The organism is Conyzicola nivalis (assembly GCF_014639655.1).
Taxonomy (GTDB): Bacteria; Actinomycetota; Actinomycetes; order Actinomycetales; family Microbacteriaceae; genus Conyzicola; species Conyzicola nivalis.
Map to the genome: position 1 here is coordinate 1,836,577 of NZ_BMGB01000001.1, position 14,567 is coordinate 1,851,143.

A 14,567-nucleotide genomic window follows, 5' to 3' on the forward strand; every position below is an offset into this window, starting at 1 on the left:
GATCAGGGGCGGGCGCTACTCGATGCGGCCGGCGATGAGCGGTCCCCCGGTTTCGACGGGCTCGCCGGGGTCGCCGATGCGGTACGCGCCCTCGAGCGCCTCCAGCGCGCGGTCGAAGCGTTCCGGCTCGTCGGCGCTGAGAGTGAATAGCGCCTGACCCGCCGTAACCGTGTCACCCGGTTTCGCGTGCAGGTCGACGCCGGCGGAATGCTGGACAGGATCCTGCTTGCGCGCCCGGCCGGCTCCGAGGCGCCAGGCCGCGATTCCGAACGGCAGCGCCTGCTGTTCGACGAGCACGCCGCCGCGGGCGGCCGTGACGACGTGGGTCTCCTTAGCGACGGGCAGCGCGGCCGTAGGGTCGCCGCCCTGTGCACGGATCATCGCGTTCCAGGTGTCCATCGCGCGGCCGTCGGCGAGGGCAGCCTCGACGTCGGCGTCGGGCTGGCCGGCGAGCGCGAGCATCTCGCGGGCGAGGGCGACCGTGAGCGCGACCACATCGGAGGGACCGCCGCCGGCGAGCACCTCGACCGACTCGCGCACCTCGTTCGCGTTGCCGATCGCGAAGCCGAGCGGAACGTTCATGTTCGTCAGCAGCGCCGTCGTCGCAACACCCGCGTCCTTGCCGAGCGCGACCATCGTCTCCGCCAGCTGACGTGACTGTTCGATGTCTTTCAGGAACGCGCCCGAGCCGAACTTCACGTCGAGCACGAGCGCCGACGTGCCCTCGGCGATCTTCTTGCTCATGATCGAGGACGCGATGAGCGGGATCGCCTCGACGGTCCCGGTGATGTCCCGCAGGGCGTAGAGCTTGCCGTCGGCGGGGGCGAGCCCCAATCCCGCGGCACACACGACGGCGCCGACGTCACGCAGCTGGCTGTGGAACTCCTCGTTGCTGAGCGACGCGCGCCAGCCCGGGATCGACTCGAGCTTGTCGAGGGTTCCGCCGGTGTGGCCGAGTCCGCGGCCGGACAGTTGGGGAACCGCGACGCCGAAGGATGCCACGAGCGGAGCCAGCGGCAACGTGATCTTGTCCCCCACCCCTCCCGTGGAGTGCTTGTCGGTGGTGGCCTTGCCGAGTCCCTCGAACGAGAGCGTCTCGCCGCTCGCGATCATCGCGAGGGTGAGATCGCGGATCTCCTCGCGTGCCATGCCGTTGAGGAAGATCGCCATGGTCATGGCGGCCATCTGCTCGTCGGCCACATAGCCGCGCGTGTACGCGTCGACGAGCCAGTCGATCTGGGCTGTCGTCAGGGCACCCTTGTCGCGTTTGGTGCGGATGAGGTCGACGACGTCGAAGGGTTCGACGGCCATGATCAGTCGGCCTGCGCGTATTCAGCGAGCTGGCGGGGTCCGAACGCGTCGGGCAGCACCTCGTCCATCGTCTTGATACCGGAGACGGTCTCGAGCAGCATGCCCTCGGCGGAGAACTCGTTGAGCAGCTGGCGGCAACGCCCGCAAGGCATGAGGATGTTGCCGTGGCCGTCGACGCAGGTGAACGCGACGAGTTCACCGCCACCCGACATGTGCAGGGCGGAGACGAGGGCGCATTCGGCGCAGAGCCCGACACCGTAGGAGGCGTTCTCCACGTTGCATCCGGAAATTATGCGACCGTCGGAAACGAGGGCCGCAGCGCCGACCGGGAACTTCGAATACGGCGAGTACGACTTTTGCATCGCTTCGTTGGCGGCGACGCGGAGGGCGTCCCAGTCGATGTCGACCATAAGGTTCCTTACTGCTTGACGTAGGGCTTGCCCGCTGCGGCCGGGCCGACAACGCGTCCGACGAGGCCGGCGACGGCCACGAGGGTGACGAGGTAGGGCACCATGGCGATGAGGTCGGGCGGGATGTCGGCGCCGGTCTGACCGGCGAAGATGCGGAAGTTCTTCGAGAATCCAAATAGCAACGCCGCGAGGGCGGCGAGCCATGGGTTCCAGCGCCCGAGGATCACGCAGGCGAGGGCGATGAAGCCCTGACCGGCCGACATCTCGCGCACGAACGCGCCGACCGAGCCCAGCGTGAGCGCCGCACCGCCGAGGCCCGCGATGGTGCCGGCGATCGACACCGTCCAGAAGCGGGTGCGGTTGACGTTGATGCCGACGGTGTCGGCGGCGAGGGGGTGCTCGCCCACCGCGCGGATGCGCAGGCCGATCTTGGTCTTGAACAGGATGAACCAGACGAGCGGAACCAGCACGAACATGAGGTACGTGGTGATGCGCTGATCGAAGAGGACCGCACCGATGACGGGGATGTCGGAGAGCAGCGGGATCGGCAGGAACGGCAGGGTTCCGGGGAAGTTCGTCTCCTGCGAGTTGTCGTTCAGCACCGCGGCGTAGAAGAAGTTCGTCAGACCGATGACGAGGGCGTTGAGCACCACACCGACGATGATCTGGTCGACCAGGTACTTGATCGAGAACGCGGCGAGCACCATCGAGACGAGGGCACCGCCGATCAGCGCGGCGATGAGGCCGAGCGTGAGGCTGTCGGTGAGGCTCGCGACGACCGCGGAGACGAAGGCGCCGGCGAGCAGCTGGCCCTCGATCGCGATGTTGACCACGCCGACACGTTCCCCGATGACGCCGGCGAGGGCGCCGAAGATCACGGGGGTGGCGAGGGCGATCGAGCCGCTGATCAGGAAGACGACGGGCACCTTCGAACCCGCGCCGGTGAACACCGCCGGTGAACACGACGAGCGCGATCAGGAACAGCAGCGTGAACGTGATGATGAGCCAGAGCGGCACCTTGCGGCGGCCGACGGTGAGCCACACGGACACGGCGGCGAGCACGAGCAGCAGCACGCCGACGACCGTGCAGAGAACCTGCGACGTGACCGGCACGTTCGGGATCACGATCGCGTCGGTGGCCTCGGAGAAGACGATGAGCGCGGTGCGGTCGTCGCCGAAGATTCCGAAGACGACGAACGCGACGACCGCGAGCACGCTGAGGACGACGGCGATCTTCCACTTGCGGGGAATCTCGGTGATCGTGTGCACGACGGGGGTGGAGACAACGGTCGTCACTTCACGCCACCCTTCTTTGCCGAGCGACGCGCTGCGCGGGTTCGGGCGTTCTGGGCCGATGGAGACGGCAGGCGGAAAATGGCACGCACGAGCGGGGGCGCGGCGATGAGCAGCACGATGAGACCCTGCACGACGCCGAGCAGCTCGGGGGGAACGTCGGCGATCTGCATCGACGGGCCGCCGGCCTTCATGGCGCCGAAGAGCAGTCCGGCGAGGAAGACGCCGCCGGCCGTGGAACCGCCGAGCAGGGCGACGGTGATGGCGTCGAAGCCGATACCCGCGTCGACGGTGGGGGTGAATCCGGCGGTGCGTCCTAGGGCCTGGCTCACACCGGCGAGACCGACGAAACCGGCCGAGAGCGCCATCGCGAGCACGTAGATGCTGTTCACGTTGATGCCGGCGGTGAGGGCGGCGCTCGGGTTCAGGCCGACGGCGCGGAAGCGGTAACCCAGGGTCGAGCGCTCCATCAGCCACCAGAAGAGGAACGTCGCGCCGATGACCAGCACGAAGCCCCAGTGCAGCGCGAAGCTGCCGCCGAAGAGGAGGGGCAGCTGGGCGCTGGCGTCGGGCGCCGGCGTCTTCGGCGTTCCGCCGGACGTCGGGTCCTGCAGCACGGGTGTGCGCATCAGGTAGGTGATGAGGTAGAACGCGATGTAGTTGAGCATGATCGTCACGATCACCTCGTTGGCTCCGGTTCGCGCCTTGAGGAAGCCGACGAGCGCGCCGTAGGCGGCGGCGCCGAGGATGCCCACGACGATGGCGAGCAGCAGGTGCAGCGGGAACGGCAGGCTCACGTGGAAGCTCACGAAGCCGGCGAAACCCGCACCGAAGAGCAGCTGGCCCTGGCCGCCGATGTTGAACATGCCGACGCGGAAGCTCAGGGCGATGCCGAGCCCGGCCGCGATGAGCGGGGTGGCGAGGCGCAGCGTCTCGGTGAGCGGACGCACGACCTCGGCGAACGTGTCGCCCTGGAAGTTGAGGATGGAGCCCCGGAACAGCGCCCCGTAGCCCTCGACGACCGCGTTGACGGCCGCCTCGATGGCGTCGCTCGGCCGGGAGAAGATGTAGCCGACCGACGAGAGGAACTCTTCGTTGGTGAGCACGATGAGAACCGCGCCCACGACGAAGGCGAGCACGATCGCGAGGAGCGTGCGCAGCGGACTGCCGGCGACGATGTCACGCCAGGCGACGGACCAGCGCGAGGGCGGCGTCTCCGGCTCGAGGTTCGGCGTCACCATCGTCGGTGTCGGTGCCTGGTCGCTCATGCTGCGATTCCTGCCATCATCTCGCCGAGGGTCGCCCGGCTGGTGTCTGCATCGACGATGCCCACGATCTTGCCGCGGTACATCACGGCGATACGGTCGGCGAGCCCGACGACTTCGTCGAGCTCGGTCGACACGATGAGCACGGGGATCCCCGAGTCACGGGTCGCCACGATGCGGTCGTGCACGAATTCGATCGATCCGACGTCGAGGCCGCGGGTGGGCTGTGACGCGATAAGCAGGCGCAGGTCGCGCGACAGTTCGCGCGCGAGCACGACCTTCTGTTGGTTTCCGCCGGAGAGCCGACCCGCGAGGGTGTCGGTTCCCTGCGTGCGGATGTCGAACTCCTTGATCGACTTCTCGGCGAATTCTTCGCGGTAGTCGAACCTGATGTTGAGGCCCTTCGCGAAGGGTTCCCCGACGCTGCGGTCGAGCATGAGGTTCTCGGCGACGGAGAATTCGGCGACGAGGCCGTCTTTCTTGCGGTCTTCGGGAACGAATCCGATGCCGGCGTCGAGTGTCTGCCGCACGGTGGCGCCGACGATCTCCTTGCCGTCGAGCGTGACCGAACCCTTGACGCCCGAGCGCAGGCCGAGGATGGCCTCGGTCAGTTCGGTCTGGCCGTTGCCCTGCACGCCGGCGACCGCGAGGATCTCGCCCTCGCGGATCGTGAACGACACGTCGTCGAGCAGGCGCTGGCCGTTCGCGTCGAGCACGGTGAGTCCCGCGACGACGAACGATTCGCCCCCGAGCGTCGGCGGATTCTTCTCGACGGTCAGGTCGACCGCGCGGCCCACCATCAGCGAGGCGAGCTCGGTGGTCGACGCGGACGGCGAGGCGGTCGCGACGATTTTTCCGAGGCGCATGACGGTGATGCGGTCGGCGACCTCTTTCACCTCGCGCAGCTTGTGGGTGATGAAGACGATGGATGTACCGCCGGCGGCGAGCTGCTTCATGATGATCATGAGCTCGTCGGTTTCCTGCGGCGTGAGCACGGCGGTGGGCTCGTCGAGCACGAGCACCTGCGCGTCGCGGGCGAGTGCCTTGATGATCTCGACCCGCTGCTGGGCGCCGACCGGCAGGTCCCCGACGACGTCGTCGGGGTCGATGTCGAAGCCGAAGCGCTTGGAGATGTCGGTGACGAGCGTGCGCGCCGTCGGCAGGTCGAGCACGACGCCGCCCTTGACCGGCTCGTGGCCCAGCATGACGTTCTCGGCGACGGTGAAGACGGGAATGAGCATGAAGTGCTGGTGCACCATGCCGATTCCGGCGGCGAGAGCGTCGCCGGGGCTGAGGAAGCGAACCGGCTCGTCGTCGAGCAGGATCTCGCCCTCGTCGGCCTTGTACAGGCCGTAAAGCACGTTCATCAGGGTGGACTTGCCCGCGCCGTTCTCGCCGAGAAGGCAGTGGATTTCGCCGGGTTCGACGGTCAGGTCGATGTGGTCATTGGCGACGAGTGCACCAAAGCGCTTGGTGATGCCGCGGAGTTCGAGTTTCATCGTGTCAAGATTCTGCCAGTAAAACGGTCGGGTACGAGTATCAGGCAATCACACACAGAACGCCGGGGCGGCACTCGGCCACCCCGGCGTTCGCTGTGTGCGTGTGTTATCGAGCTGCTTACTCGAGCGGGTCGATGCTTCCGTCGATGATGCCGGCCTTGAGCTCTTCGAGCTTGTCTTTGATCTCGGCGTCGACCTTGTCGTCGAAGGTGCCGAAGTCGGCGAGGTCGGTGCCCTCGTTCTCGAGCGTTCCCACGTACGGGGTCGCGTCGAACTCGGCGCCGTCGACCTGCTCCTCGATGACGTCGAACACGGCGTCGGTCATCTTCTTCAGGACCGAGGTGAGCACCTGGTCTGCGTACTCGGGGCTGGTCACGGCGATGTCCTTGTCGACACCGATGAAGACGACGTCCTTGCCCGACTCGTTGATGGCTTCAGACGTTGCGCTGAAGAGGCCACCCGCGACGGGGAAGATGACGTCGGCGTCCTGGGCGATCTGGCCGGCGCTGATGCTCTTCGCGCCCTCGGAGTCGCCGAAGCCGTCGGTGAACAGGCCGGTCGCTGCTGCCGGGTCCCAGCCGAGAACGTTGACGGGGGTGCCCGTCTCTTCTTCGTAGGCCTTGGCGCCGTTGTAGAAGCCGGTCATGAAGTCGGTGACGGCGTCGATCTGGAGTCCGCCGTAGGTGCCGACGACCTTCGTGGTCGAGTATGCGGCGGCGAGGTAGCCGGCGAGGTAGCTCGACTCGTTCATCGAGTAGATGATCGGCTTGAGGTTGGTGGTCGTCTCTTCGGCGACGTAGCCGTCGATCGTGACGAAGTGGTTGTCGGGGTTCGAGGCCGCAGCGGCGTTGACCGCGTCGATGAGGTTGAAGCCCACGGCGAAGATGATGTCGCAGTTCGCGTCGATCATGTTGCTGAGGTTCGGCTCAAAGTCGTCGGTGGAGGCGGACTCCGCGTCGGCGATCTTGACACCGAGCTCGTCTTCGGCCTGGGTCAGACCCGCGTAGGCCGCTTCGTTGAACGACTTGTCGTTCCAGCTGCCCTCGTCAGAGACGGCGCAGGCCTTGTAGTCGACGCTCTCGGCGCTTTCGCCCTCTTCCGGTGCTGCTGCACAACCGGCCAAAATGAAACTCGCTGCGCCGACGAGCGCCAGGCCAGCGAGACCACGCTTGCGTGTGATTACGTTCACTAGATTTCCTCCAGATGCATGCCCTGGCGATACCAGGGCGGATGCCACCCAGATTACCGATTGCGACCAGCGCGATGGACGAAATCTCGCAACTATGCCTCAGACGTTACAAAGCTGGGATGCTGCCGAAATGTCTAGGAAATCACAGCGGCCGAAAGGTCAGCGTAATTGCCGGTCAGGCGTCGTCTCGGTGGCGAGCAGATCGACCAGATAGTCGGCGAAACCGGCGGCGTCGACGCTCTCGACCACCGTCGCGTTGGGGACCAGCTCGTGCACGCCCCACGACATCGCCGCGTATCCCCTGGTGAGCTCCGAGCCGGTCTCGACGTCGACCGCGTACTGCCCGCTCGCCGTGACGAGCTCGGGGTGCAGCAGCAGCGCGGCGGTGAGCGAGTCGGGGTGGGTGGAGCCGTCGATTCCGACGCTCTCGTTGAACCCGAGCGTCGTCTCGGTGATGGTAGCGAAGAACCGGGCGATCGGGGTGTCGATGCGCGCGATGCGCGCGAGCTGCTCCCGCGGGAAGACGGCGTCGCGCAGGGTCACCGGCGCCCAGGGCACGACGGTGATCGACGCGAAGCCCGCCTCGAACACGGTCTTCGCCGCCTCGGGGTCGACGTAGAAGTTGTACTCGGCCGCGGCCGTGATGTTGCCGCGGGCGTTGTTCGAGCCGCCCATGATGACGAGCGCTTTCACGTTCGTCACGAACGACGGGTCCTTGATGGCCGCCATGGCGACGTTGGTGAGCGGCCCGATGCACACGACGGTGATCTCGCCTGGCGCCGCCGCGGTGTGGGCGATGAGCGCGTCGACGCCATGCTGGGCCTGCGGCTCGAGCCCGTCGAAGTCCATGGTGAGGCCGCCGGCACCGTCGCCGTGCACGTATTCCGCCGACACCCACTCGCGCACGAGCGGCCGGCGGCAACCGAGATACACCGGCACCTGCCCGAGTCTCCCGGCGACGCTCAGCGTCATGTGCGCGTTGAGGATCTGCCGCTCGAAGCCCACATTGCCCGCCACCATCGTGATCGCGCGCAGGTCGGCGAGCGGGTCGAGCAGCCCGACGAGCAGGGCGACGCAGTCGTCCTGCGCCGTGTCGGTGTCGATGATCAGCGGGATCGCGGCGCCCACGCGCTACAGGACGTCGTTGCGGCCGGACAGCTTCAGCGCGTCGACGACGGACTTCACGCGCTGCGCGTTCGCCGTCGTGGTCACGAGCAGCGCGTCGGAGGTGTCGACGACGACGATGTCGTTCACGCCGATCAGCGAGATGAGACGGCCCGTCTGGCTGATGACCACGCCGCTCGACGAGTCGGCGAGCACGCGGGCGTTCTCGCCGAGGATGGCGAGGTCCTTCTTGCGTCCGCCCGAGTGCAGCTTGCCGATCGCCGCGAAGTCCCCCACGTCGTCCCAGTCGAAGTCGCCCGGCACCACGGCGAGACGTCCCGAGGCCGCGGCCGGCTCGGCGACGGTGTAGTCGATAGCGATCTTGGTGAGACCCGGCCAGACTTTGTCGACGACGGCGCCGCGCTGCGGGGTGTCCCACGCGTCGGCGAGCTCGTTGAGTCCGGCGAGCAGTTCGGGCTGCTCCTGGCCGAGCTGCTCGAGCAGCACGTCGGCGCGGGAGATGAACATGCCCGCGTTCCACAGGTAGTTGCCGTCTTTGAGGTAGCCCTTCGCGGTCGCGAGGTCGGGCTTCTCGACGAACTTGTCGACGTAGAGCGCGCTGGGAGCCCCGGGGATCTCCAGGGCCTTGCCGCAGTGGATGTAGCCGAAGCCGATGGCGGGTTCGGTGGGGTTCATGCCGATGGTCGCGATGTAGCCGGCGTCGGCGAGAGCCACGGCCTCCACGACCGAGCGGCGAAAGCCGCGCTGGTCTTTGATCACGTTGTCGGCGGCGAACGAGCCGATGATCACGTCGGGTTCGCGGCGCACGAGGATCGCCGCGGCGAGACCGATGGCGGCCGACGACTCTTTGGGCTCGCTCTCGAGCACGACGTTCTTGTCGGCGAGTTCGGGCAGCTGCTGCTCGACGGCGGCGCGGTGGGCGCGGCCGGTGACGACCATCACGCGCTGCTCGCCCGAGAGCGGGACAAGCCGGTCCCACGTGTCGCGCAGCAGGGTCTGGCCGCTGCCGGTGAGGTCGTGCAGGAACTTGGGGGCGTCGGCTCGCGACAGCGGCCACAGCCGGGATCCGATGCCGCCGGCGGGGATCACGCTGTAAAAACGCTCGAGGGGTTTGGTGTTGGCGCTCATCCGACCAACCTAATACCTCACACCCGCACGGGAGCTTCACCCCGCATTCATCCGTGCGACATACCGCCCTCCTAGCCTTGGTGCAGGCCACGAAGCGGGGTATCTCGAATGCGCATAGCGATCGTCACCGAAAGTTTTCTCCCTACTGTTAACGGCGTCACGAACAGCGTGTGCAAAGTACTCGACCATCTGAGGGCCGAGGGGCACGAGGCGATGGTCATCGTGCCGGCCGCGGGAAGCCCCCGCGAGTACGCCGGGTTCCCCGTGCACGAGGTTCCCGCCCTCGCCTACCGCCAGTTTCCCGTCGGGCTGCCGAGCCCGCACGTGCAGCGCCTGATCGCGGCGTTCGCGCCCGACATCGTGCACGCCGCGTCGCCGTTCCTGCTCGGCGCGCAAGCGATCGCCGCGGCCGGCCGGCTCGGCGTTCCGTCGGTCGCCATCTTCCAGACCGACGTCGCCGGCTATGCCCGCCGCAACCACCTGGGCGCTGCGACATCGTTCGCGTGGCGGGTCGTGCGCTGGATCCACGAGGGCGCCGCGGTCACACTGGTGCCGTCGAGCGCCTCGATGGCCGACCTCTCGGCAGCCGGCATCCGGCGTCTCGCCCGCTGGGGCCGCGGCGTCGACCTGGTGCGCTACCACCCCGCGAACCGCCTCGATCCGGCGACGATCGCCCTGCGCGACCAGCTCGCGCCGAACGGCGAGATCGTCGTCGGCTATGTCGGCCGCATCGCGCCCGAGAAGCAGGTGGAGCGGTTCAAGGCCCTGCACGGCCTTCCGGGCGTGCGGCTCGCCATCGTCGGCGACGGCCCGTCGGTGCCGTCGGCCAAGCGCGCCCTCGCCGGAATGCCCGTCACCTGGCTCGGCAGACTCGGCGGCGCCGAACTCGCCGCGGCCTACGCCAGCTTCGACCTGTTCGTGCACACGGGCACCGAGGAGACCTTCGGCCAGACGTTGCAGGAGGCCTTCGCGAGCGGCGTGCCGGTGATCGCGCCGCGGTCTGGCGGGCCCATCGACCTCGTCGACCACGGCGTCAACGGTTTTCTTTTCGATAAGGCGGATGACACGGGCCTGCGTTCCTTCGTCGAGCTGCTGTCGACCGATCGGGCCGCGAGGCTGCGCATGGGCGAGGCCGGGCGGCGCTCGGTCATCGGGCGCTCGTGGCACTCCGTCTGTGCCGAACTCGTCGGCCACTACGAGGCCGCGATCGTCTCCGCCGGCAAAACTGTCTTGAAGTCGAGCTAATTAGGGTTGCCTGACAAGCGACTCCGCGCGACTCGACATAGGATGAATACGTTCGACGACCGAACATCCACCGGTCCCGCTGACCAGTTGCGCAGCGTGGCCGCTCATCCGCAAGGAGGGTTACGTGCCACAGGAATCGGCGGGAACCCTGGCTGAAAAGCGCGCGGTCCCCACGATCAAGCCTCCGAGACGACCGGCGGGCACTCTTTACCGCGGCCGCGAGGGCATGTGGTCCTGGGTTCTGCACCGCATCACCGGGGTCGCGATCTACTTCTTTCTTCTCGTACACATTCTCGACACGAGCCTCGTGAGGGTGAGCCCCGAGGCGTACAACGCGGTGATCAACACCTACAAGACCCCGATCATGGGTCTGGGTGAGATCGCCCTGGTCGCCGCCATCGGCCTGCACGCCCTCAACGGCCTGCGGATCATCCTGATCGACTTCTGGGGTTGGGGAACCAAGCACCAGAAGCTCATGTTCTACATCGTGATCGTGCTCTGGGCAGTGTTGCTCATCGGTTTCATCCCCCGCCAGCTCATGCACGTCTTCGGAGGCTGATGATGACGACCATCGACCCGCCCCGTTTCGAATCGGGCCGCCCGCGCCGCGGCATCAACTGGGAGAAGTGGGGCTGGATCTACATGCGCGCCAGCGGCGTCGTGCTGCTCGTGCTGATCTTCGGCCACCTCTTTGTGAACCTCGTCGCCGGCGAAGGTGTGAAGGCCATCGACTTCGCCTTCGTGGCGGGCAAGCTCGCCGACCCGTTCTGGGTGGTCTGGGACACGCTGCTGCTCTGGCTGGCGCTCATCCACGGCGCCAACGGCATGCGCACGATCGTGAACGACTACGCGACGAACCCCACCGTCCGCCGCATCCTGCTCGGCGCCATCTTCGCCTCGACGGCCGTGCTGCTGATCTTGGGAACCCTGGTGATCTACACCTTCGACCCGTGCCCGGTCGTTCCTGCCGACCAGCTCGACATGCTCCCCAGCTTCTGCCCCGCGCAGTAGAAATGCCCAGTGCAGTAGAAAGACGTAGCCGTATCAATGACTGACGCAGCCTTCAACAAGTACGCCGACGGAGCAATCGTCGACGGAATCCACTACCACCAGCACGACATCGTGATCGTGGGCGCCGGCGGTGCCGGCATGCGCGCAGCGATCGAGGCCGGCCCGCACGCGAACACGGCCGTGATCTCCAAGCTCTATCCGACGCGCTCGCACACCGGCGCGGCCCAGGGTGGCATGGCCGCGGCCCTCGCCAACGTCGAGGAAGACAACTGGGAGTGGCACACCTTCGACACCGTGAAGGGCGGCGACTACCTGGTGGATCAGGATGCCGCCGAGATCCTCGCGAAGGAAGCCATCGAGGCGGTCTTCGACCTCGAGAACATGGGACTGCCGTTCAACCGCACGCCCGACGGCAAGATCGACCAGCGCCGCTTCGGCGGACACACCGCCGACCACGGCAAGACCCCCGTGCGCCGCGCCTGCTACGCCGCCGACCGCACGGGCCACATGATCCTGCAGACGCTGTACCAGAACTGCGTCAAGCTCGGTATCAACTTCTACAACGAGTTCTACGTGCTCGACCTCGTGATGACCACGGTCGACGGCGTCGATCAGCCGTCGGGCGTCGTCGCCTACGAGCTCGCAACCGGCGACCTGCACGTGTTCCAGGGCAAGGCGATCATCTTCGCGACCGGCGGTTTCGGCAAGATCTACAAGACCACCTCGAACGCCCACACCCTCACCGGCGACGGCGTCGGCATCATCTGGCGCAAGGGACTGCCGCTCGAGGACATGGAGTTCTTCCAGTTCCACCCGACCGGCCTGGCCGGTCTGGGCATCCTGCTCTCCGAGGCGGCCCGCGGCGAGGGCGCGATCCTGCGCAACAGCGATGGCGAGCGCTTTATGGAGCGTTACGCGCCCACCATCAAAGACCTCGCGCCCCGCGACATCGTCGCCCGCTGCATGGCCACCGAGATCCGCGAGGGCCGCGGCGGCGGTCCGAACAAGGACTACGTCTACCTCGACATCACCCACCTCTCGAAAGAGGTGATCGACGCGAAGCTCCCCGACATCACGGAGTTCGCCCGCACCTACCTGGGCGTCGAGCCCTACACCGAGCCGGTTCCCGTGCTCCCGACCGCGCACTACGCGATGGGTGGCATCCCCACCAACGTCGCCGCCGAGGTGCTGCGCGACAACACCACCGTCGTGCCCGGCCTCTACGCCGCCGGCGAGTGCGCCTGCGTCTCGGTGCACGGCTCCAACCGCCTCGGCACCAACTCGCTGCTCGACATCAACGTGTTCGGCAAGCGGGCGGGCAAGAACGCCGTCGAGTACGTGAAGACCGCGGAGTTCCTCCCGTTGCCCGAAGATCCGGCACGCGACATCCGGACCATGCTGCAGACGCTCGGCAACTCCAACGGAACCGAGCGCATCGCCGCGATCCGCAAGGAGCTGCAGGACTCGATGGACCGCAACGCCCAGGTGTTCCGCACCGAGGAGACGCTCATCGAGGTCACCCACGTGATCGAGGGGCTGCGCGAGCGCTACAAGAACATCGCCGTGCAGGACAAGGGCAAGCGGTTCAACACCGACCTGCTCGAGGCGGTCGAGCTCGGCTTCCTGCTCGACCTGGCCGAGGTCGTCGTCTACTCGGCGCTCTCGCGCAAGGAGAGCCGCGGCGGCCACTTCCGCGAGGACTACCCGGTTCGTGACGACGAGAACTTCCTCGTGCACACGATGGCCTACCTGACGGGCGACGCGCACTCCGCCGACGCCGTCGACCACATCAAACTCGACACCAAACCCGTCGTGATCACGCGTTACCAGCCGATGGAGAGGAAGTACTAATGAGTACTGCAGTCCTGGAGAACAACCCATCCGTGCCCGAGGTCATCCCGACCTTCACGGCGACCCTCATCATCCGTCGCTTCGACCCGGACGTCGACACCGAGCCGCGCTGGCAGGACTTCGACGTCGAGGTCTACGGAACCGACCGCATCCTCGACGCGCTGCACAAGATCAAGTGGGAGCAGGACGGATCACTGACGTTCCGCCGCAGCTGCGCCCACGGCATCTGCGGCTCCGACGCGATGCGCATCAACGGCCGCAACCGGCTCGCCTGCAAGACCCTGATCAAGGACCTCGACATATCGAAGCCGATCTACGTCGAGGCGATCAAGGGCCTGCCGCTCGAGAAGGACCTCATCGTCGACATGGAGCCGTTCTTCGAGTCGTACCGCCAGATCAACCCGTTCTTGATGGCCTCATCGGGCACGAAGGACGGCAAGGAGCGCAAGCAGAGCCCGGTCGAGCGCGCCCGCTTCGACGACACCACGAAGTGCATTCTCTGCGCCGCGTGCACGTCGAGCTGCCCCGTGTTCTGGACCGACGGCCAGTACTTCGGCCCGGCCGCCATCGTGAACGCGCACCGCTTCATCTTCGACTCGCGCGACGAGGGCGCCCAGGTGCGCCTCGACATCCTCAACGACAAGGAGGGCGTGTGGCGCTGCCGCACCACCTTCAACTGCTCCGAGGCCTGCCCGCGCGGCATCCAGGTGACGCAGGCGATCGCCGAGGTCAAGCAGGCCATCATGCGCGGCAAGGCTTAACCGTTCGTTGATTGACTAGCCCGCCCGGTCTATCAGACCGGGCGGGCTTTGTCATTGCCTGAAGCCGCAGCCGCCCCGTGGTTATCGTGGGTTCATGCTCAGCAAATACCCCATCGGCACAGTCCTCCTCTCCACCGACCTGCAGAAGTCGCGCGCGTTCTACGCCGACGCCCTGCAGCTCGAGATCCTCGAAGAGAGCGACTCGGCGATCGCCTACGCCGCCTCCGGAGACACCCGCATCACCGTGACATCCAGCACCACCGGTTCCAACGACGAACAGACCAAGGCGGCCTGGCGCGTCGACGACCTGCGCGCCGAGCTCGAGTGGCTGAAGTCGCGCGGCGTGACGCCCGAAGACTACGACACCGACGAGCTGAAGACGGTCGACGGCATCGCCGACCGCGGAACCGTCTGGGCCGCCTGGATTCTCGACCCCGACGGCAACGCGCTCGGCGTCGAGCAAGAGAAGTAGCGGTTGT

General features: G+C 66.9%; 14 protein-coding genes. 6 read left to right on the forward strand and 8 right to left on the reverse strand.

Going from position 1 to position 14,567, the window contains the following annotated elements:
* Positions 1-15: 15 nt before the first annotated feature.
* The 8 genes from IEV96_RS09110 to IEV96_RS09145 form a co-directional block, all read right to left on the reverse strand.
* A complete protein-coding gene (locus IEV96_RS09110) occupies positions 16-1,311 on the reverse strand; it encodes a thymidine phosphorylase (protein ID WP_188510308.1) in 1,296 nt (431 codons plus the stop codon).
* Between the two features lie 2 nt (positions 1,312-1,313).
* Positions 1,314-1,721, reverse strand: coding sequence for a cytidine deaminase (locus tag IEV96_RS09115; RefSeq protein WP_188510309.1), 408 nt, complete (start codon positions 1,719-1,721; stop codon positions 1,314-1,316).
* An 8-nt stretch (positions 1,722-1,729) separates the two neighbouring features.
* A complete protein-coding gene (locus IEV96_RS09120; RefSeq protein ID WP_188510310.1) occupies positions 1,730-2,647 on the reverse strand; it encodes an ABC transporter permease in 918 nt (305 codons plus the stop codon).
* Positions 2,648-3,013: 366 nt separating this feature from the next.
* Entirely contained in the window at positions 3,014-4,282 is a 1,269-nt protein-coding gene (locus IEV96_RS09125) for an ABC transporter permease (protein ID WP_229733180.1), read from the reverse strand.
* A complete protein-coding gene (locus IEV96_RS09130) occupies positions 4,279-5,778 on the reverse strand; it encodes an ABC transporter ATP-binding protein (protein ID WP_188510311.1) in 1,500 nt (499 codons plus the stop codon). The genes IEV96_RS09125 and IEV96_RS09130 overlap by 4 nt, the downstream gene beginning before the upstream one ends.
* Before the next feature lie 118 nt (positions 5,779-5,896).
* Positions 5,897-6,967: a BMP family lipoprotein gene (locus IEV96_RS09135; protein WP_188510312.1), complete on the reverse strand. Its 1,071-nt coding sequence runs from the start codon at positions 6,965-6,967 to the stop codon at positions 5,897-5,899.
* Positions 6,968-7,126: 159 nt separating this feature from the next.
* Positions 7,127-8,095 carry a nucleoside hydrolase gene (locus IEV96_RS09140; RefSeq protein WP_188510313.1) on the reverse strand — a complete coding sequence of 323 codons (969 nt, stop codon included), beginning with the start codon at positions 8,093-8,095 and terminating at the stop codon, positions 7,127-7,129.
* Positions 8,096-8,098: 3 nt separating this feature from the next.
* Complete coding sequence (locus IEV96_RS09145) at positions 8,099-9,220, reverse strand: mannose-1-phosphate guanylyltransferase (protein WP_188510314.1); 1,122 nt, start codon at positions 9,218-9,220, stop codon at positions 8,099-8,101.
* Positions 9,221-9,328: 108 nt separating this feature from the next.
* Here IEV96_RS09145 and IEV96_RS09150 point away from each other — a divergent pair, with 108 nt between their 5' ends.
* The 6 genes from IEV96_RS09150 to IEV96_RS09175 all read left to right on the forward strand — a co-directional run bounded on the left by IEV96_RS09150 (position 9,329) and on the right by IEV96_RS09175 (position 14,560).
* Complete coding sequence (locus tag IEV96_RS09150) at positions 9,329-10,465, forward strand: glycosyltransferase family 4 protein (RefSeq protein ID WP_188510315.1); 1,137 nt, start codon at positions 9,329-9,331, stop codon at positions 10,463-10,465.
* 124 nt (positions 10,466-10,589) lie between these two features.
* The gene (gene sdhC, locus IEV96_RS09155; RefSeq protein WP_188510316.1) at positions 10,590-11,024 is read left to right on the forward strand and encodes a succinate dehydrogenase, cytochrome b556 subunit; all 435 of its coding nucleotides are present in this window, start codon (positions 10,590-10,592) and stop codon (positions 11,022-11,024) included.
* Positions 11,025-11,026: 2 nt separating this feature from the next.
* Positions 11,027-11,476, forward strand: a complete 450-nt coding sequence (locus IEV96_RS09160) for a succinate dehydrogenase hydrophobic membrane anchor subunit (RefSeq protein WP_188510317.1) — start codon at positions 11,027-11,029, stop codon at positions 11,474-11,476.
* Between the two features lie 36 nt (positions 11,477-11,512).
* A complete protein-coding gene (gene sdhA, locus IEV96_RS09165) occupies positions 11,513-13,327 on the forward strand; it encodes a succinate dehydrogenase flavoprotein subunit (RefSeq protein WP_188510318.1) in 1,815 nt (604 codons plus the stop codon).
* Positions 13,327-14,088, forward strand: coding sequence for a succinate dehydrogenase iron-sulfur subunit (locus IEV96_RS09170; RefSeq protein WP_188510319.1), 762 nt, complete (start codon positions 13,327-13,329; stop codon positions 14,086-14,088). The genes sdhA and IEV96_RS09170 overlap by 1 nt, the downstream gene beginning before the upstream one ends.
* Before the next feature lie 94 nt (positions 14,089-14,182).
* Complete coding sequence (locus IEV96_RS09175; RefSeq protein ID WP_188510320.1) at positions 14,183-14,560, forward strand: VOC family protein; 378 nt, start codon at positions 14,183-14,185, stop codon at positions 14,558-14,560.
* Positions 14,561-14,567 lie beyond the last annotated feature (7 nt).